The 17,523-nt window shown below is 56.6% G+C and carries 20 protein-coding genes; 7 read left to right on the top strand and 13 right to left on the bottom strand.

Features of this window, described 5'->3' with window-relative positions:
- Positions 1-3 precede the first annotated feature (3 nt).
- The 4 genes from DQW77_RS04490 to DQW77_RS04475 form a co-directional block, all read right to left on the bottom strand.
- Positions 4-1,053: a restriction endonuclease subunit S gene (locus tag DQW77_RS04490; protein WP_113256982.1), complete on the bottom strand. Its 1,050-nt coding sequence runs from the start codon at positions 1,051-1,053 to the stop codon at positions 4-6.
- Complete coding sequence (locus tag DQW77_RS04485; protein ID WP_220124945.1) at positions 1,050-3,059, bottom strand: N-6 DNA methylase; 2,010 nt, start codon at positions 3,057-3,059, stop codon at positions 1,050-1,052. Before DQW77_RS04485 ends, DQW77_RS04490 begins: the two co-directional genes overlap by 4 nt.
- 188 nt (positions 3,060-3,247) lie before the next feature.
- Positions 3,248-3,568, bottom strand: coding sequence for a nucleoside triphosphate pyrophosphohydrolase (locus tag DQW77_RS04480; protein ID WP_113256981.1), 321 nt, complete (start codon positions 3,566-3,568; stop codon positions 3,248-3,250).
- A 12-nt stretch (positions 3,569-3,580) separates the two neighbouring features.
- On the bottom strand, positions 3,581-4,459 hold the full coding sequence (locus tag DQW77_RS04475) for a phosphorothioated DNA-binding restriction endonuclease (RefSeq protein ID WP_113256980.1): 879 nt from the start codon (positions 4,457-4,459) through the stop codon (positions 3,581-3,583).
- A gap of 316 nt (positions 4,460-4,775) precedes the next feature.
- Here DQW77_RS04475 and DQW77_RS04470 point away from each other — a divergent pair, with 316 nt between their 5' ends.
- From DQW77_RS04470 to DQW77_RS04460, 3 genes are read left to right on the top strand one after another with little or no spacing between them, the layout of a single operon-like run.
- Entirely contained in the window at positions 4,776-5,597 is an 822-nt protein-coding gene (locus tag DQW77_RS04470) for a type IV toxin-antitoxin system AbiEi family antitoxin (protein ID WP_113257014.1), read from the top strand.
- Complete coding sequence (locus tag DQW77_RS04465; protein ID WP_113256979.1) at positions 5,587-6,504, top strand: nucleotidyl transferase AbiEii/AbiGii toxin family protein; 918 nt, start codon at positions 5,587-5,589, stop codon at positions 6,502-6,504. Before DQW77_RS04470 ends, DQW77_RS04465 begins: the two co-directional genes overlap by 11 nt.
- A gap of 15 nt (positions 6,505-6,519) precedes the next feature.
- Positions 6,520-7,806: a hypothetical protein gene (locus DQW77_RS04460; protein WP_113256978.1), complete on the top strand. Its 1,287-nt coding sequence runs from the start codon at positions 6,520-6,522 to the stop codon at positions 7,804-7,806.
- A gap of 102 nt (positions 7,807-7,908) precedes the next feature.
- Here the strand turns inward: DQW77_RS04460 and DQW77_RS04455 are convergent, their stop codons facing one another.
- From DQW77_RS04455 to DQW77_RS04415, 9 genes are all read right to left on the bottom strand, one after another.
- On the bottom strand, positions 7,909-9,537 hold the full coding sequence (locus DQW77_RS04455; RefSeq protein WP_113256977.1) for a relaxase/mobilization nuclease domain-containing protein: 1,629 nt from the start codon (positions 9,535-9,537) through the stop codon (positions 7,909-7,911).
- Positions 9,534-9,881: a plasmid mobilization protein gene (locus DQW77_RS04450; protein WP_113256976.1), complete on the bottom strand. Its 348-nt coding sequence runs from the start codon at positions 9,879-9,881 to the stop codon at positions 9,534-9,536. Before DQW77_RS04450 ends, DQW77_RS04455 begins: the two co-directional genes overlap by 4 nt.
- A 723-nt stretch (positions 9,882-10,604) precedes the next feature.
- Positions 10,605-10,967, bottom strand: coding sequence for a hypothetical protein (locus DQW77_RS04445; RefSeq protein WP_113256975.1), 363 nt, complete (start codon positions 10,965-10,967; stop codon positions 10,605-10,607).
- A 443-nt stretch (positions 10,968-11,410) separates the two neighbouring features.
- On the bottom strand, positions 11,411-12,208 hold the full coding sequence (locus DQW77_RS04440) for a hypothetical protein (protein ID WP_113256974.1): 798 nt from the start codon (positions 12,206-12,208) through the stop codon (positions 11,411-11,413).
- 105 nt (positions 12,209-12,313) lie between these two features.
- The gene (locus tag DQW77_RS04435) at positions 12,314-12,613 is read right to left on the bottom strand and encodes a hypothetical protein (RefSeq protein WP_113256973.1); all 300 of its coding nucleotides are present in this window, start codon (positions 12,611-12,613) and stop codon (positions 12,314-12,316) included.
- On the bottom strand, positions 12,610-12,840 hold the full coding sequence (locus DQW77_RS04430; RefSeq protein WP_113256972.1) for a hypothetical protein: 231 nt from the start codon (positions 12,838-12,840) through the stop codon (positions 12,610-12,612). Before DQW77_RS04430 ends, DQW77_RS04435 begins: the two co-directional genes overlap by 4 nt.
- On the bottom strand, positions 12,837-13,067 hold the full coding sequence (locus tag DQW77_RS04425) for a hypothetical protein (protein WP_113256971.1): 231 nt from the start codon (positions 13,065-13,067) through the stop codon (positions 12,837-12,839). Before DQW77_RS04425 ends, DQW77_RS04430 begins: the two co-directional genes overlap by 4 nt.
- Complete coding sequence (locus DQW77_RS04420; protein ID WP_113256970.1) at positions 13,064-13,423, bottom strand: DUF2958 domain-containing protein; 360 nt, start codon at positions 13,421-13,423, stop codon at positions 13,064-13,066. Before DQW77_RS04420 ends, DQW77_RS04425 begins: the two co-directional genes overlap by 4 nt.
- Before the next feature lie 4 nt (positions 13,424-13,427).
- A complete protein-coding gene (locus tag DQW77_RS04415) occupies positions 13,428-13,664 on the bottom strand; it encodes a hypothetical protein (RefSeq protein ID WP_113256969.1) in 237 nt (78 codons plus the stop codon).
- A gap of 401 nt (positions 13,665-14,065) precedes the next feature.
- On the opposite strand from DQW77_RS04415, the gene DQW77_RS04410 reads away from it, so the two are divergent.
- The 4 genes from DQW77_RS04410 to DQW77_RS04390 all read left to right on the top strand — a co-directional run bounded on the left by DQW77_RS04410 (position 14,066) and on the right by DQW77_RS04390 (position 17,519).
- Entirely contained in the window at positions 14,066-14,398 is a 333-nt protein-coding gene (locus DQW77_RS04410) for a low molecular weight protein tyrosine phosphatase family protein (RefSeq protein WP_113256968.1), read from the top strand.
- Between the two features lie 264 nt (positions 14,399-14,662).
- Positions 14,663-15,100, top strand: coding sequence for a hypothetical protein (locus DQW77_RS04405; RefSeq protein WP_113256967.1), 438 nt, complete (start codon positions 14,663-14,665; stop codon positions 15,098-15,100).
- Positions 15,101-15,846: 746 nt separating this feature from the next.
- Positions 15,847-16,344: a TNT domain-containing protein gene (locus tag DQW77_RS18170; RefSeq protein WP_181711194.1), complete on the top strand. Its 498-nt coding sequence runs from the start codon at positions 15,847-15,849 to the stop codon at positions 16,342-16,344.
- Between the two features lie 341 nt (positions 16,345-16,685).
- A complete protein-coding gene (locus tag DQW77_RS04390) occupies positions 16,686-17,519 on the top strand; it encodes a sel1 repeat family protein (RefSeq protein WP_147094927.1) in 834 nt (277 codons plus the stop codon).
- Positions 17,520-17,523: the final 4 nt, after the last annotated feature.

Raw genomic sequence — 17,523 nt, 5'->3', positions numbered from 1 at the left:
AACTTAGACCTCCACCCTTCCATCCATCAAACGAGGCAAGAGAAGATCGCGAGCTTTTGCCAACTCAGACGCCTGCCTTTCAAGAACACCAATTTGTCTTTGTATGGGTTCGATCTGAGCGTGAAATCCTTCTAGGAGGTGTTCGGGCGGAATGGTCATTTTGCGACTATGCGCGAAATCACGATTAAGACCTGGCACCGCAACGTCCGTGTTAATGAATTGAACATGCTGCAATGCATAATAGGTGAAGTAGTCACAATTCTTGGGCGCAATGTAATAGACTGTATCGATTGGCCAAAATTTCCGTCTTGCCCAATATATGCTGCCGACGTTTCCCTTCCGGCCAACGACTATGGCAGAGCCATGCACAAGGGCCTTATTGTGCGTACCAACGACACCGCTCGACCCGTATACATCGACTTCACCGGGCTCTCGGGCATCCGCCTTCAATGCCTTGCCATAGACCAGTGGGCAGTGTTCTCCGATTGTTGTTTGGCTCCAACCGCTAGGCACGCCATTGACAATTTCAACATGCTCACAACCTGGAAAGCGGAGCCGGACAAACCACTCACGATACAGCAGAAGGGCTGCCTCCTCCAAAAGCTCGATACGACGACGGTTGTTTGCAATGAGATCATCGAAAGCGGAGAGCACACCAGAAATACGTTCTTGCTCAAGCTTTTCTTTGTGAACGTCCGTTTCAATCGGCTTGATTATGGAGTGCGTGATGAGTGGCTGCGCGGCGCCACCTGCATACCCGCGCAGAGGGATTGTTTGTAGCCTATAGTACCAGTACTTGAGGTCTTGATCGCCTTTTGGACGCGTCACTATTGTGTTGTCCGAAGCCCAAAACGGCTCCGACGAAAATTTGACAGCTCCACAGTACGCTCCGACGCGTCCAAGTATAACCGAACTTGGGTGGTTGAATTTTCCCGACCGACCAATGGTGCCGTTTGACCCGAAGACAACGAACTCACCATCTTCGGCTAGTTCCGGTTTCTTGCCGTTGAAGAGGTCAAGTGCGTCACCCAGCTTTTTGCGTTCAAGACTCATCCTATCAACTCTTCAAAGTTATTCTTGATAGTGGCGGCAAGCTCCAACGCCTCGGCATTTAGTCCATCAATCTCTATCTGAATGTCACGCATCGCCTCCTCGAAGTCGAAGTCTTCATCCTCTTCTTCGGGTGCTACTCCAACATAGCGGCCTGGTGTCAGGCTCCAGTCGTTCGCCTCAATCTCATCCTGATCGACGAGCTTCACGAGGCCCTCGACATCGCACAGTTCACCGTACGGGAAACGCGTCAGAAGCCATTCGGCTTGCGTATGGAAATACCGCGCCTGCTTAAGATGCTCGGTCACCTCATGACGCGCTTCATCAAGCGCATTTAGGCGTTTCTTGCCTTCCGCTGGCTTGGTACCTGCCGCAACGTCTTCATCATGCACGCGGGTTGCGAGCTTGTAGAAATGATCGATCACTTTGGTGAGTGATTTGATCCGATCGGCGGTCGGCGCGAACGCCTCAGCGCCGGCTTTCAAGCTACCGATTTCGCGGTTGCCACCGCCCCAGTCAGAAGCCTTTGCCTTTGTAGCCTCTGATTTGAGTTGCTCGATGTCAGCGATGACGGTTTCAGAAAGCGTGTTCAGCTCTTCATCGTCATATGCACCGGTCACATCTTTCATCGCCTTTTCAAGGCCTGAGAAGTCGCTGGCTTCAGTCTGCGTGAACGCCGTATCGAGATAGCCCGTCACAAGCTCCAGGAAGCGTTCGGTCTGACCGCGATAGAGCCAGACAATCGAGCTAAGGTTCTGAAGTTGCTCGGGCGTGAAGTCGTAAATCTTGCGCGTTACTTTGCGGTAGATGTTGCGCGCATCGATCATCAGCACCTTGTCTTTGAGGTGTTCGGGCTTGCCCTTGTCGAAGAACCAAAGCTCGCACGGCACGGAGCGGGTGTAGAAGAAGTTACCCCGGATCGCGACCATGATATCGACGTCACCGGACTTCACCATCGCCTCGCGGACTTTGGCTTCACCGTGACCTGCTGAAGAAGCCTGTGAAGACATGACGACGCCCGCGCGACCGTTTTCATTTAGATAGGCGTGGAAAAAAGACAGCCAGACATAGTTGCCGTTGCTGACCTTGCCGCCCTTGTTCACGCCGGGCAGGCCGAATTCCAGGCGGGAATCATTCTTGATCTTTTCAGCGTCGATCTCGTCCACGTTGAACGGCGGATTGGCCATAACGAAGTCAGCCTGGCCGACGAGGTCGTGCGGGTCTTCGTAGTAGGAAATTGCCTTCTGGATTTGGCCTTCGAGCCCATGGACAGCAAGGTTCATTTTGGCGAGGCGGATCGTCGTCGGGTTCTTCTCCATCCCGTAGAATGTCACGCGTTCATTCGGGTTGGCCTTCATCTTCTCGATGAAGTGCGCGCTCTGCACGAACATGCCGCCCGAACCGCAGGCGGGATCGATGATCTTGCCGTGGTCAGGTTCGATGACGTTGACGATAGTTTGCACAATCGAGATCGGAGTGAAGAATTCGCCGCCGTCATGAGCCTTCTGATCGGCGAACTGCGTTAGGAAGTACTCATAGATGCGACCGAACACGTCACCGTCCGCTTTTTCGAGAGCTGGATCGTTGAACGTGCGGAGGAGCTGACCGAGATCGTCGTCACCGAGTTCCTGGTATTCGGATTTTGGCAGCGCGCCATCGAGGGATTCATAGTCAGCTTCGATGCTTTCCATGGCCGTGATGATGGCACCGGCACGGTCGCCGCCATCGGGGATCGAAACCAGATGATCGAACTGCGCTTCGGGCTTGAGGTAGATCGAGCCACGCCCCGAGAAATCTTCTTTGGTGAGCGGACGGGTAACGCCGCCACGCGAGGGCAGCGAGGCCTTGATCTCGTCCTGCACGCGCTGGAAGCGGCTATAGGCGTGACGCAGGAAGATTAGCCCCATGACGGGCAGGAAGTACTCATTGCTGGCGAAGTTCGAGTTAGCGCGCAGGTGATCGGCTACCGACCACAGCCGTTTTTCAATTTCGCCAACGTGTTCCATCATGTGCCCGTCCCTCGCTTCTTATGCGCACGTTTTGCGTGCGTTGATCTTGCGACACTATCTTTGCCACAAGCCACCAAATATTGAAAGATTTTTCCTATAGAATACAAACTGTTGCCGCGTGTTGTTATGGCGTCTGGGGCGCTATGACCGGCAGCAGCCTGCGAAGGCACTGTTCGGTCGATCGATCCTTACCGCTCATCACCTTCATAGAACACCCCGTCAGCGAAGCCGCCACGCTCTTCGCGCTTGCGCGCGACACTGTCCATGACTTCTGCTTCTTCGAAGCCGTATTGCGTGGCGATACCGATCAGCACTTCGATGACGTCGGCGATCTCTTCGCACTTTTCCTCGGCACTCTCCGCCGTAAGGAGTTCTTCGTGCTCTTCAGCAAGCTTGTCATACAGGGCGGATAAGAGCGCAGCGCCTGTGAGTTTGCTGACAATCGGCTTGCGGCCTTCAGCGGAAATAAGCTCTGGAATACGGTCTCTTACCAGCTTGCCTGTTGTCATCAATCACCTTCGCTAAACTAAGCCTTTGAAGATCTGTTGGTTGTGCCACTGGATGAATTGGCCAGCGGGCAGCATGCCTTCATTCCGTGGCTGGGAAATCTCTTTTTCGTGGAATTCATCGTTCAGCTTGCGCCCCCAATCCCCGACAACACGTTCGGACACCCTGACCTTCATGTCTTTGTCCACTGTGATGGCGCCGAGATCGAAGAGCTTATGATGGATAACGCATAGAGACAGGCCGTTTGGCACCTCATCGGGGCCGCCTGCCGAATGCATCTTGATGTGAGCGGCTTCGAGCGCAACAGCCGCACCGTTCATCTTGATGTCGTATTTACAGACACAGCACTGCTCGTAATAGGCGGTCAGAACCTTGTAGCGGAATTTGGGATCACGTTTCCGGCGTATGACGGCTTCGATCTCGTCATCGCCGAGGTACAGCCCGACGGCTTCCAGGATGTCCTGATGCAGACTGGGGGAGAAGTTGCGCTCCAAGAGATTGACGGCGACGTTATCGATCAGCTTCGGGTTCTTCCGGAAGGCGGCAAGAACATCGTGGGAGAATCCAGCCTGGAGCTTCCGGTCTCGGGCTTCGGTGAGGTTCAGGTCGCCGGACGCGTTCTTCTCGTACTCGTCAATCCACCAGATTTTGCTTTTGTCATTGGCCAGGCGCGCGAAGGGATAGGCAACTGTCGTCTTGGCGTTGAACGGGCCGTAGGTTTGGATGAGCGGACTGACGACATCTTCTGCATCAGTGAAGCTGATGCGCTCGGCCTTCTCGCTCTTCAGCTTGGACAGGGCATAGAGCAGCAGAAGCGGCTTATGCGGCGCAAGCTTCCCGCCCTTGGCGAAGACGCGCACTGACTCAAACCGTTTGAGAAGATCATCTGCCATCACATATTTTGTCTTTGGTTATCGGTATCTTACCATTTTCAGCGTATCAGAGACTAGCCGGTTCGCAAAGCTCAACCAGGGCATCTATCGCCCTGCTTCGCCGGAGCCGTCCGTCACCCCTCACTTGCTTATGGGGGTGCGGCGGCGGAGACGATGCAGGGCACCGGCGCCCGCCCTGCTTTGCTGGAGAGTTTCGGAGCCTCTGACCTGAAGCCTCTTTAAGAATATCTCACTTGGTCCACCCAAAGTGGACAAAAACGAAGTTCTCTAAAGAAGCCACTAGAAAACTCTTTGAATTTTTGCTAATATGTCCATCATGAGTGGACAAGAACACGAAAAAATAAAGAACTTGCTTGAGTCTGTACCCGCAGGCTTCCTTGTGGACTCCGCATGGCTTGAGCGCCACGATATAGGGCGTCGCTCATCCTACTACCACGTCAAGCGCGGCTGGCTGGAGCGCATCCATCGCGGGGTCTTCCGCCGTCCTGCGCCAAACGCCTCAACGACCAACACGCTCGAATGGAAGACCTGCCTGCTCTCGCTGCAGCATATCATGGGCTACGATGTCCATGTCGGCGGCACGACCGCCCTCGGCCAGCAAGGCTACGACCACTATTTGCGCCTTGGCAGCAATGCCCCTGTCTGGGTCTATGGCGACGCCATACCGAGCTGGCTCGCCAAACTGCCACTGAACGCACCGATAGAAACCCGCAGCACCTCGCTGTTCGCCGATCCGTCACTCGGCCTGACCAAGGACGAGACTGACGCCAGCACCACCCTCCCATGGGACTGGAAACTCAAGATGTCATCCCCTGAACGGGCGGTCATGGAAGTAATGGACGAACTGCCCGACCATGAGAGCTTCCATAACCTCGACATGGTGTTCGAAAGCCTGACGACGCTGCGTCCGCGTACACTGACGGCGCTGCTTCACAGCTGCAAGAAGATTAAGGTGAAGCGCCTGTTCTTCGTCTTCGCCGACCGCCACAACCACGCCTGGCGCAAGCGTCTCGAACCGGAAGAATTCAACCTTGGGAGCGGCGACCGCGCTCTTGTCAAAGGCGGCAGGATACATCCGCGCTATCGCATCATGGTGCCGGAAGAATTCGTGAACACGGAGGCAAGCGATGGCGCGTGATATCTATGAAGCCCAGGTCGCGCTGCTCGTGCGCATACTCCCGTATGTCGCGAAAGAAGAGATATTCGCACTCAAAGGCGGCACCGCGATCAACCTGTTCTACCGTGATCTGCCGCGCCTGTCGGTCGATATCGACCTGACCTATCTGCCGATCAAAGACCGCGCCGAAAGCCTGACTGAAATCAACGAGTCGTTGGAACGCATCGCCGGTGCCATAGACGCAGGCATCGCCGACGCGAAGGTTCGCCGCATAGATGGCGGCGGTAAGAATCCGACACGCGTGCAGGCCAGCATGGGCACTGCCACGATCAAGATCGAGACCTCACCGGTGACGCGCGGTGTCGTACACGATCCTAAACTGATGGGCGTCACAGAAGCAGTCGAGGATGAATTCGGCTTCGCTGAAATCCAGGTCGTATCGTTCGAAGACCTCTTCGGCGGCAAGCTGTGCGCAGCCACGGACAGGCAGCACCCCCGCGATCTTTACGATGTGAAACTGCTCTATGAGAACGAAGGGCTCACTGATGCCCTGTTCCGGACGTTTCTCGTGTATGTGGCAAGCGCCAAGCGCCCGGCGCACGAGTTGCTGAACCCGAACATGATCGATTTAGAAAAACCGTTCGCGCGGGAATTCGAGGGCATGACGACCACGCCCGTACCGCTTGCCGATCTTATCGAGACACGAGAGCGATTGATCACCGATCTGAATGCGCGCCTTGACGAGAATGCCAAGGCATTTCTGCGCGGCCTCTATGACGGGGCGCCTGACTTTTCGCTGATCGACGCACCGCATGCTGCAGACCTACCGGCCGTCCGTTGGAAGTTGCAGAACATCGAGACGCTAAAGGCCGAAAACAGCGCCAAACACAAAGCCCAGAAAGAAGCGCTTGAAGCGCTCTTCAGGTAAAGCAGACAAACAGCCATGAACGACGACGAGCAAAAAAAGAAAATCTCCGACAATCCGAGCACTGAAGAGATGAAGAAGCTGCTGCCGGGACTTCAAGCGCTCGGCGGCGCATCCGGTTTTCTCGGAAGTCTTGGGTTCAAAAGCGAAAAGCTTGAAGGCTTTAAAGCCAAAGTGGACGATATGATGAAGCAGGCCGAAATTCTCGATCTGCCTGACCGTTTCAACGCCGCATTCGGCGAACGTGGGTGGATCGCCGTAGGCGGGGCTATGTCCGTCGATGTCATGAAAGAAGCATTGGAGCTTCATGGGAACGGAAAACCCGATGAAGCTGAAGACGTTCTGGTCGAATGGTTCACCGAGGATAACATCAAACTCTTCGCGATCCTGCGCGCGCGCCGCTTCCACGAGGCTGACCTTCGAGACGATCAATTGGAAGAAGCCCTGCGGCTCTACCTGGAAGAGCGCTATATGGCAGCGGTTCCCCTGATCCTAATCGCCTGCGATGGTTTTGCATCCGATGTCGCGCCCGTCAGCCCGTTCGAGAAAGATGCCGACCTCAGTTGCTTTGACTCGATCACAGGGCACGACACGTCCTTGCCTGCACTGATCAAGTTGATCACCAAAGGCGTTCGCAAGTCCCGCGATGATGAGATTGAAGTACCTTTGCGGCACGGCATTCTTCACGGGCGATCGCTCGGTTACGCAAACAAAAAAGTCTGCGCGAAAGCATGGCTTCTGATGATGGCGCTCGTTGATTGGGCGATCGACAAGTCATCTGAAGAGGAACGACGGCGGGAGTACGAAGAAAAGCAGAGCCGGACGCTGGCGGATGACCTCCGAAGCTTTTCCAAGACCCAGGCTTACAAACGGGTTATTGAGGCCTTTGAACCATATGAGAAGGCGAGACCGTTCGAGGAGCCTTTGGCACCTGACGGACCGGAGATGGCGGTAACGGAATTTCTGTCGGGCTGGAAAGCCAAGAACTATGGCAAGATGGGAAAATTTGCTGTCAACCTGATCAACAAGCCCGCCAACAAGATGGCGGGTGAGCTGAGGCTAATGGCTGAGTATGTCGAACTGCTTGACTACGAAATCAGATCAATCCGCTATTCGACCGTGGCGCGATGCGATGTGCGCATCTGGGCGCGGGCAAAGACCCTGACCAAGGAGGTTGAGGGCGAGTTCATGCTCATGCTCGCGCGGTACAACACCAAAGGAAATGTCGCGATGCCCGGCGATGATGGTCACTGGACCGTTCAGCAAAACTGCATCTACAACATCATGAACGAGAAGTTCGCGTGAGGCTCACCAGGCGGGCAGAAATGCTGTGAAAGGTTTTCGACCGCGCCTGTATTGTGTGAACATTTTTCGACGTCGGTGACCATTTTTCGTCGATCACCGAGCTCAATCCCCACGCCGATAGCCATATCCGCCGCGACCGCGCCCTTGCTTGATGCCTTTGTCTTTCGCGCGCTGTTTCCAGCTCCGCTTCTTCTTATGACCGCCGTCATCATCACCGCCATGATCATCATCGTCGTAGTGATGATCACCGGCAGCTTCGTGATTGAACTCGTCCTGGAAGGCGTATTCTTCGAGAAGGCGCGGATCGGTTCGCAGGATGTCGGCAGCTTCGCGGGCACCCAGCCCTTCCGCCTTTGCTGCAGCACGTAGCTGCTCCTGCTGCACCATCCGCTGCAGCATTTCCCGCTTAAGATCGCGCTCAAGCGACGCGCGCTCGCGCTTTTCGATTTTCTCGATCGCGCGCTTACGACCGGCCAAGGCAACGCGCTCGCGTGCATGCCGCCGGGCAAGCGCCTGCTGTTCCAGGCGATGCCGGTCACGCGGATCAAGACCGGCTTTCTCGGTGATGTGACCGAGCACGGAACGCAGCGCCGGACGCTCTGAAATCAGATCGGCGACCCGCGCGCGCATGCGGAACAAAAGCCCGCCGCTCTCAGCCTTTTGCGCAGCATCAAGCGCAAGTTTTTCATCCTGGTGACGCGTCAGCACCGCCTGCTCGGCCTGCACGAATTCCAGCCTGCGCTCGCGCTGCCGCGCTTCCATGGCGGTACGTTTCTGATCGATGCTGCGGGCAGCGCGATCATCATCACCATGCCGATCACCACCATGATCATCCCGATCACGGCGCTCCTGCCCATGATCATCATGCTGACGATCATGCTGCACGTCCTGCTGCTCACGCAGGCGTTCTTCTTGCGCCGCAAGCCGCGCTTTGGCTTGCTCCTGCGCCTGCGCAACATTCGGCAGAGCGGCCATGTCGAGACCGGCCAGCCGTGCCTTGATCTCCTTGGCACGAACGCCTTTGACGTAGCGCGACAGGCTGTGCACATCGCCGAATTTATCGACGATGACAAAGGCGCGGCTATCGCCCTTGGCGAGCACATAGCCTTTCTCTTCGAGCGCGTTCACAAAGGCGGCGGCACTGTCCGCCTGCGCGTAAGCAGCCGTGACTTCTTCGCGGCGCTGCTCGGGCGTGATGCCGGTCTTCTTTGCGTTGGCGGTTTCGCCGAGCGTGGGCTCAAGCTTATCGTCAAACTGACGGTTTTTCTCTTTCCAGGCTTTGAGCCCTTCGGGCAGATTGTGCCCGAATTTCTCGGCCAGGATGATCGCCATATCGCAGAGCTTGGCCTTGTAGAACGAGTCCGGGATCGCTTTCATCTCGGCGGCATCGATGCGCGACCAGACGACATGGGCATGCTCGCGACCTTCCTTTTCATGGAAGACGACAGCGCGCGGCTGCCCGTCAAACCCCAGCCGTTTTTCGATGGCATCGATCGCCTCGAAATACTGCTCGCGCGTCAGTGCCTCATGGGGATTGATGGACAGGGAAAAGAGCGGCTTTTGCGCGCGCGTGCCGGTGGCGATCAGCTCGATTTCGGCGAAAGCGCCATGCAGATCATCCGCGATAGTGCCGCGCACTTCGCCAAGCTCGGCGCGCTCGTTGTCGTAGCCGTTCATGAGATGGGTGGCAAGATCGGTGCCGTTCGCGCGGGCGCTGCCTTTGAGGATCATGGCGTCCTCCCGAGCGAGGTGAACAGCGCCACACGCAGTTCGGAAAGATCGCGCTGCGCGGCCTCGACGGTATCGTAAAGCTGATCGAGATCACCGGCCTCGGCAGCGGCGCGCATGGCGCACGCCATCGGCCCGAGCGCTGCCAGCAACCGCGCGGCCATCTCGCGATCAAGCGGCGGCGTGCGGGAGGCACGAACCGGCTTTTGATCGAGAAGAGCGAAACGGATCAGGGCGGATACAGACAGACCGGCAGCATCGGCTTGCTGCTTTACGAGCGTAGCTTCCTGCTCGGTAAAGCGCGCCTTCAGGATGACCGGGCGCTGTCTGGTTTCACTGCCAGCCATAGCGTATTCCTGCGTTTCGCCCCTTGGATGCCTCCGGTTGCAGGACCGCTTCCTGCTCGTGATCCAACACCGAAATGTTGGTCGATGGAGTTCCAAGAGGAGAGCCGACATCTCCCTTTTGGTCGCCGTCCAGGGCGTGAATTGCCCTGGTGCATGGGTTCAGTCCGGATGGGAGAGGCATGTCTCCCAAGCTCCGGTCGATGGTGCAGGAGAGCGAAATCTCCTGCTCTGGTTTCCAAAGGGCACGAAGGCTCTTTGGTCGTGGTGCAGCACCGAAATGCTGCTGTGGCGTGCCATGGGGGGACGATTCGTCTCCTCGCGGTCTCGCCACACGAGCGGGGGATGGAACGGGGGCGGCTCTTGAGCCCCCTTCCCAAGATGGCGCGGTGTCACCGCGCACATCTTGTATCGCTCACAAACGACCTATGATTTCTATTTTACGGGGGCAATATTAGGGAATTCTTAACACCTGCTCCGCATTCCGCGCTGAGCCTGCGATCCCTTTGATTTACAGTCGTTTTTACCGCAGATTTTGCGAGAGGACAAGAGTTGGACACGCCTCTCTCGCGCTGTTGGGATCGCTGGCTTCGCGGGTTGAAACGGATCGGGACGGACAGGCGCGCACCAAGCGGGCCACCGTCCCGATCCTTGCCGATCAGGCAAATCCGGACATGAAAAAAGCCTCTACGGTTTCCCGTAGAGGCTTCTTGCTGCGAGGCTGATCTATGCCGCTCTTATGTAGACTTCCCAGCCCTTGCTCATCGCCTTCCGTGCGTGTCTGATGAATCGCTCGTAGGTCTCTGCGGCTGCCAGATCAGCATCTCCGTAAAGCCAGTCGATATTGCGCGGGAGATTTCCGTTTGTCACCATTTCCTCGAACTCGTCGAGTTTGCACTGCGGCAGACGGAAGGCTGCGTCGCGGAACAAATCCTTCTCTCCGCCGAACCAGAGATAGACTGACTCGAAATAGTTAAACAGGGAAGGATGGTTGCACCAATGCGCAATCTGGCGACTGGCGGGAACCGGGCAGTCCACACCGGCGCTGTCGTCGGGTTTGCTGATAAATGCATAGATGTGAAGTTTCATGATAAGTTCCTTTGTTAAATTGAGGCCAGCCCCTTGCCAGCCGATGCGAGAGGTGACCGGCGGAGGAGTCGTCGGTTGTCAAGGAGGCTCCGCCCGAGGGTCCGCCGAAGGTGGAAACGGGTGGATGCCTTGACGGCGGACGGCACCGAAGCCAACCTTGCGCGTCGTCTGGTGAGGGGCTGGCCGTTCCATGCGAAGGAACATGGGAAACGCGGCGATTTACGTTAAGGCGTTCAGAAATTGTTAACCAGCGGCATGGTAATGTCGATTCATCAACCTTGACCCGTTCCCGGAGCAGCCGCTGCTTTTACCCAAATTCTCGACCCAGCGGCTGCTCCCGTTCGCCTCAAAACAAAACTGAGCTGTTTGTTCTGTTCGACGCGGGGTTGCCACGCATCACTGCGCGCTTCGTGCTGGCTCCGCATCCCGTGTTGAGCCTGCAATTAGTCCCTCGGGAACTCGGGTCCGTCTGTCTTGGTAAAGCGCACGCTCAGGATTCCGTCATGACCTGCCTCTGGCGCGACAGTATGGAAGCAATGTCCTGTCAGAACTGTTTGGAAACCGGCATCCTCGGGTGTCGTGTCGCGAAGTAACGTGAATTCCACGTTCTCAAACCCGACCGATGCCAGCAAGAACTGACCTCTGCCGCATTTCATACAGGCGATGCTTGAGACGTCAGGCAGATATTCTGGCTCTTTGCTGCCTTCGCGATCCTTACCGTCGTAGCGCGTGATGCGAGAGACGCGCAGCGCGTGTTCGCTAGCTCCCGGGAGAAGCAGACATTTTGCATCACTTGCGCGGTTCGGATCAGGAAGAGCATTGCCGTATGCAGCATAATCCACGTCATAGACGCCCTGGTAATCGATAAGTGGCTTGGGCCAGTAATGCGTATCGAAGGGAACAGTCTCTGCGCCGAAGCCAATGGAAACCGGGAAGATCATCTTCTCGCGCAGAAGGGCGACGAAGGCCTCACTAAATCCGTCGGATTTCGGAAACACGATTTCCAGAAACTTTCGATAGCGCACGACCTTCTCATCGGCCGTGCGCACTTCATTGCGGATGAAGCGTTGCAGCGAACGCAGGTCAAGATGGAACAGGTCGATATTGCTCTCGCGCAGGTAATACTGCATGTGCTGGTAGAGTTTGGGTACTCCCATGTCGCCGTGACGCCGCTGATATTGCTGCAGCCTCCAGCGGATAGTCTCCCGCTCCTTGTCATCGATGGTCGGTGAATTGGTCATTGAAATCCCGCACTCTATTTCCGTTTATCGTCATCAAACGCTGCAGGCAATCTAAGGACAAGCCCTGCCGTTTTTCAAACGACAGGGCAGGCTCGAAGCGAGCCATCAGAACAGGCTGAGCTGCTTGCCCTGATCCACGTGGCATTGCCACGTTTCACTTTGCGCCTCATGATCGAGCCAGGCGATTGCGAACGCGACAGGGCCGCCGTGTTCTTCGACGGCCTCGCGGCTGGTGAAGTGCGAGCGGTAGCCGGTCTCGGTGACGGGCAGTTTTACCCGCCCGTCACTGATGAGTTCGAGATGGGCGACCGGGTACTTGGACGAATTCGTCCAGTTCGGCGCCCAGCGGATTTCGATGCGGATACCCTGCCACTCGATGCGGAAACTTTGGTAGGTGCTGCTCATGGCGCACCTACCTTCGCCACGCGGTATCGATCAGTATCGAATGCTTCAGGGTGCGTTTGACCGGCGGTGATTTCGTCCCAGAGGTCGTCCAGGGACTCATCCAAAGCCGCCTGCGCTTCGGCACGGGTTGCGAATGTCTCGTATTCGACCGTTCCGTCATGGTGCTCGATGCGCCAGGTGTTCACCCAGCCATCGCAAAGCGTGAAAGTCTGGACTTCGTAGCTCATGGCGCACCTCCCGCAGGCACGCCGTCATGATCGGTCAGGATCATGTCCGGCGTGACGCTGACAAAGAGCGGCGTGATCGTGAGCTCATCGCCGTCAGGCGTGAGTGCAACGATCGCAGCGGCGGGCTCTCCGTTCACCTGACAGGAGAACAAGGCGAAGTTGTTGTACCTGCCCGATGTCAGCGCCTCAAAGGCGCTGACGTGGCTGTCTGTGATATGCGTATTCATGCGACAATCCTCCCATTCTTGCGGGCCAGATCGGCGTAGGCCGAAAGGCTGCGCTCCGGACGGAAGTGCCGGTCGCGTTCGGCAGGAAGGCCGAGCGCGCCGCGCACGGATTCGATCTCGCTGATGCGCACACTGCCGAGTTCGGGGCAGCCGAAGCCGAGGTCGCACAGACCGAAGGCGAGATCGGGATCGTCGGGATCGAGCTCTGAAATCAGCCAGGTGCAGTTGGCGTCCGGGGTGAAGAGCTTGACCACCGGCATGTGGTCGGGCTCGTCTAGTCCTTCGAGCTGGGCCGCGCTTGTCGCGCGACCGTGCTCGATGAGCTTCTTGGTATGTTCGGTAAGAAGTAGCTTCATCGGATCAGCCCTCCTTGCCAGGTTTGAAGGTGGCGGGCAGGATCACCAGGCGGCCTTCGGTAGCGGCCAGCGGCGTGCGCAGCGCGCCCTTGAAGCCGGTGCCGGATTTGGTCGGCCACAGGCCGGAAAGCTCGGTCCAGTGCGCTTCGCCTTCCGGCGTGTCCTGCACCAGCCATGCCCGGAATTTCGGGCGCGCGCCTGCGGATTTGGTTTGATCCTGGGTTTCGTGTTCAGTCGTCATTTCAAGTCTCCTTTTTGAATTGGGCCAGCCCCATGCCAGCCGATGCGGATGCGACCGGCGCATGCGTCGGGGCGGCTGCAACGCTTTGTTGGGGGGACCGTGACGGAGCGCAGCGAAGGAAACGGGGGAGCCGACAAAGCAAGTTGCGGCCATCAGCCCCGCGTTATGCGCCAGCTTCCAGCACGGTCTGGCAATGCGGGCGGCTACCAATGGGAGGAGACGATGACGACTGATGCCGCGCGAAACCCGAAACCGCCACGGTCAGGCGCGCTTGATATAAATGGCGGGATCAGGACACGCCGGAAGGCCGCGCTCCGTACTGCGGATAGGCCGAGGCTTTCAAAATACGCCGGATGAAATTTTGCGCTGCGCAACCGCACATGGCTTGCTAAACTGCCGCCATGCGTATCCTGTTCGTTTGCACCGCCAACAAGCTAAGGAGCCCGACGGCTGAAGATGTCTTCCGGGATTATCCGGGCATCGAAGCGATATCGGCGGGAACGTCGCCCGAAGCGCCGCGCCCGCTGACCAAGGAACTGGTCGCTTCCGCCGACATGATATTCGCGATGGAAACCCATCACCGCGAACGCATCCGGAAGAAATTCAAGCAGCGCCCGCCTGACAACATGATCGTCACGCTGCATATCCCTGACGAGTATGAGCGCGGTGATCCGGAACTTGTGGAATTGCTGGAAGATCGGGTGACGCTGCGGCTGCTCGAAAGCGACGACTAGCATTGCAGGCGTTTTTGCAGAATTCGCGACAGCGACAGGCTTTGGCCATCAGGAGTTATTGGACGGTAGCGCCGCGTTTGATCGTGGCGACCATCCCGATGCACGTACTTGCCCTGCGCGCCGCCGTGAAGGCATGCGAAACCCGCTCTGCAGTGAAAAATGTGCAAATCTGTGGTATGAAGCGTAGCTAGTGCAGCGATATTTTGCCGTAACGAACGCGATAAGCAGGGGGATTACGCCGTGTCTTCAGAATCAGACCGCAATATGGATACGTATCTGGGTACAGGTGTCGCAACTGACATCGGCACCGGCCAGCTCAAGGCAATGGAGGATTTTCATAAGCGGCGTATCGAAGAAACAGCCAGCGCTCCATCCTCGACCTCTTCCGGGCCGGATGGGATCGAAAGGGCAATTGCGAATGTCTATTTCGGTATTCCGCGCTCTGTTTTCTTTGGTCTTGCCATTCTCGGCGCAATCCTTGGCTATCTGTCTAGCACCAATGGAAACCTCACAATCGGCGATTTGTCTGCCACTGCGGTGGCAGGTATCGGGGGAGTGATCGGCTACGCTATCATCCCTGCGATCTACATCGCTATCCGGCTTGGCTACTGGGCGCTGAAATTGGCCATCGGTTTCGCCCTGATATATCTCTTCTGGCTGTACATCCTACAGCCTTGGCTTGAAGGTCGATCGCCCATCTGATTGGCGGCGTTTTCCCAGAAATTGGACGGGGACAAGGTTGGATGCGGCGGCTCGGGTTCTTCAAGATCAATTTGACGTGGCTGTTGAGTTTGCTCGTCGCGTTCAGCTTTGCGGGCGAATCCTGGGCGCTCAGTAGGGCTTGTCTCCCCCTCGCCGATGTGCCGACGACAATAAATAATGGCGGATCACTGATCCTCGCGCAGATGCGTGGCAAGCCGGTTGCCAAGCCCAAGCGAAGCATTCGACAGAGCGCCGCGCCGCGCACAAATCAACCGAGGCTGAGGAGTGTGCGGCCACCCAAGCCGCAGGCGCGCAATCCTCAACTCAATATGCCGCGCGTGACGCTGCCGAACCCACGACGCGGATCATCACTTTCGGGTCGCCCCAGCTCACGCCAATCGCTGCTATCGGGTGGTGCGAAGTCGCCCAGATTGCTGCTCGGGCGCGGTCGTGTGACCAATGGGAATATTCCTGTTCGGTTTAAAATCAAACCGCAAAACGCAAGTGCGGGATTGCGCCGTGCAGCCCCCCCGCCGCGAGTTGCCCTTGCGGGTAGTGCTATCGCAAAAGGTTTGCCGCCCAGAGTAGCGGCGAATGGCATCGGCTCGAAGCAAAGGGCAGTGAACGACAACCGCGGGACGGGCAATCAGGGCCGATTGAGGAACACGAGAGGCAATGTCGGGGCGCAGAGCGGGCGCCCACTTGGGTCGTCAGGAGCGATACGAGCGTCGGCAATCGGAAACAGATTGGCTATTCTGCAATCGAATAGAGGTTTGGCAGGCAGTATTGGCTACATTGCAAAAAAACGTTTACTTTCGAGTGCGCAAAGCAGGAATGCCATAACTAGGCTACAGGCAAGGATAGACGGAAACATACTTCGAACCGCAAACAAGCCGAAAAGTGTACTAAGTAGAGATTTTAACATTTCCTCCTTTGGCTGGCCGAAGAATGATGGTTTTTTGAAGACTCCCAAAAACAATACCCTACCAGTTGGCCATCGCATCGACAGGTACGGACATGGTGGAGGACATTTTGCATCACCCAAAGGCACACCTTTCGAAAAACGTGCTCTTCCTCGCGGCACCGAGAAATTGCCACTTACTTCCTATCAAGTAGTGAAGCCCCTACCGGTACAAAGTGGGATCGCTGCGCCTTGGTTCGGCTCGCCAGGCCTCGGTACGCAATACAAGTTTCGAAAATCTATTGATGAACTAGTCAGCAGCGGTTACCTTAAGAAGATTTGAGGTCTTTATGCGGGATAACACTTTGACAATTGAGGGTTTGATTAAGCTGTTGGAAACGGAAGGGTTTCGGCCAGATGCCTACTGCATTAATTGCGGCAGCCCGAACGAGCGGTATTGCCTGTTTTTCAATTCTGATAACGGAGCTTTCGAATATTTTTATTGTGAGAGAGGTGAAAAGTTTGATTTCACTTCCTTCTCCGATGAGGCGGAGGCCTGTGAGTATTTTTTGCAGATACTTAGAAAAAGCACAACCGCAAGGAGTTTCACATGACTGAGGAAAAGCGCAAGCTGAGCGATTTGGCCAACAAGCGAGAAGGCATGCTGGCACAGGAGCGCCGCTAATGCGTTTTTTGGTTCGAGCGGCTGCTGCTGCCAGCGTTGCTGGTTTTTTGCATTCGAACAGCACGGAAGCCCAAGAATCAACTGTTCTTGATCTCATATTCGAATGTGATGTTCTCGCGGCGCATCCGGCTGATCCAGAACGAATGGTGGACGGGCTTAGCGACGACGCCATTGTGCCGAGAATTGCGATACTCGCTTGTGAGGATGCCATAAAGACCGAACCGAACGAGCCCCGCTTCACCTTCCAACTTGCTCGCGCTCTTTTGGCTGTTGGCCGTGAGGACGAGGCCTTTGCCTATTTTCAGAAAGCCTCGGAGGCGGACTACGCCGCCGCCTGGGCGTATCTTGGGGACGCCTATCAGTTCGGTTTGGGAACATCCGTTGACGGACAGAGAGCCTACGAAGCTTACCAAAAGGCGCTCGAATTGGGTTTCCTTGAAGCGGAAGCGCAGATCGAGCAGCTTACGTTCGACCCCTCGCTCTACACGCTCCCCTTCGTCGAATTCTTCTACAACGGCAAGTATGACCAGATCGCAGGTGTCGTGAACGAACCGGCGAGCAGCGCGACCGCGCGCAACTACATCTTCAATGTCGTGCAGACACTGCTCTACGAGTGCGAACCCTTCCTGAAGCCTGACAACGTACCCGCACTGTACGGTTTCAGATACCCACAAGGCTGGACGCAGGAAGATGATAACACCATCGCCGTTGCTATCCAGACCGAGGTGGCGGAGTACGACGCTGCCACCTTTCTGCGGCGTCATGGCTGCGATGGCTTGATTGCTCAGCACATGTTTGACAGCATGAACAGGTATTTTGCGACCAATCCATAGCGGT

Origin of the sequence: Roseovarius sp. TE539, from assembly GCF_003298505.1 — a bacterium.
Classification (GTDB): domain Bacteria; phylum Pseudomonadota; class Alphaproteobacteria; order Rhodobacterales; family Rhodobacteraceae; genus Roseovarius.
Note: the sequence above shows the minus strand (reverse complement) of the source record. Positions and strands in the feature narration are given on the sequence as shown.

Bases quoted from the DNA above. Each gene is read 5' to 3' on its own strand.
- DQW77_RS04490 (WP_113256982.1), bottom strand. From the start codon at position 1,053: ATGAGTCTTGAACGCAAAAAGCTGGGTGACGCACTTGACCTCTTCAAC.
- DQW77_RS04485 (WP_220124945.1), bottom strand. From the start codon at position 3,059: ATGATGGAACACGTTGGCGAAATTGAAAAACGGCTGTGGTCGGTAGCC.
- DQW77_RS04480 (WP_113256981.1), bottom strand. From the start codon at position 3,568: ATGACAACAGGCAAGCTGGTAAGAGACCGTATTCCAGAGCTTATTTCC.
- DQW77_RS04475 (WP_113256980.1), bottom strand. From the start codon at position 4,459: ATGGCAGATGATCTTCTCAAACGGTTTGAGTCAGTGCGCGTCTTCGCC.
- DQW77_RS04470 (WP_113257014.1), top strand. From the start codon at position 4,776: ATGAGTGGACAAGAACACGAAAAAATAAAGAACTTGCTTGAGTCTGTA.
- DQW77_RS04465 (WP_113256979.1), top strand. From the start codon at position 5,587: ATGGCGCGTGATATCTATGAAGCCCAGGTCGCGCTGCTCGTGCGCATA.
- DQW77_RS04460 (WP_113256978.1), top strand. From the start codon at position 6,520: ATGAACGACGACGAGCAAAAAAAGAAAATCTCCGACAATCCGAGCACT.
- DQW77_RS04455 (WP_113256977.1), bottom strand. From the start codon at position 9,537: ATGATCCTCAAAGGCAGCGCCCGCGCGAACGGCACCGATCTTGCCACC.
- DQW77_RS04450 (WP_113256976.1), bottom strand. From the start codon at position 9,881: ATGGCTGGCAGTGAAACCAGACAGCGCCCGGTCATCCTGAAGGCGCGC.
- DQW77_RS04445 (WP_113256975.1), bottom strand. From the start codon at position 10,967: ATGAAACTTCACATCTATGCATTTATCAGCAAACCCGACGACAGCGCC.
- DQW77_RS04440 (WP_113256974.1), bottom strand. From the start codon at position 12,208: ATGACCAATTCACCGACCATCGATGACAAGGAGCGGGAGACTATCCGC.
- DQW77_RS04435 (WP_113256973.1), bottom strand. From the start codon at position 12,613: ATGAGCAGCACCTACCAAAGTTTCCGCATCGAGTGGCAGGGTATCCGC.
- DQW77_RS04430 (WP_113256972.1), bottom strand. From the start codon at position 12,840: ATGAGCTACGAAGTCCAGACTTTCACGCTTTGCGATGGCTGGGTGAAC.
- DQW77_RS04425 (WP_113256971.1), bottom strand. From the start codon at position 13,067: ATGAATACGCATATCACAGACAGCCACGTCAGCGCCTTTGAGGCGCTG.
- DQW77_RS04420 (WP_113256970.1), bottom strand. From the start codon at position 13,423: ATGAAGCTACTTCTTACCGAACATACCAAGAAGCTCATCGAGCACGGT.
- DQW77_RS04415 (WP_113256969.1), bottom strand. From the start codon at position 13,664: ATGACGACTGAACACGAAACCCAGGATCAAACCAAATCCGCAGGCGCG.
- DQW77_RS04410 (WP_113256968.1), top strand. From the start codon at position 14,066: ATGCGTATCCTGTTCGTTTGCACCGCCAACAAGCTAAGGAGCCCGACG.
- DQW77_RS04405 (WP_113256967.1), top strand. From the start codon at position 14,663: ATGGATACGTATCTGGGTACAGGTGTCGCAACTGACATCGGCACCGGC.
- DQW77_RS04390 (WP_147094927.1), top strand. From the start codon at position 16,686: ATGCGTTTTTTGGTTCGAGCGGCTGCTGCTGCCAGCGTTGCTGGTTTT.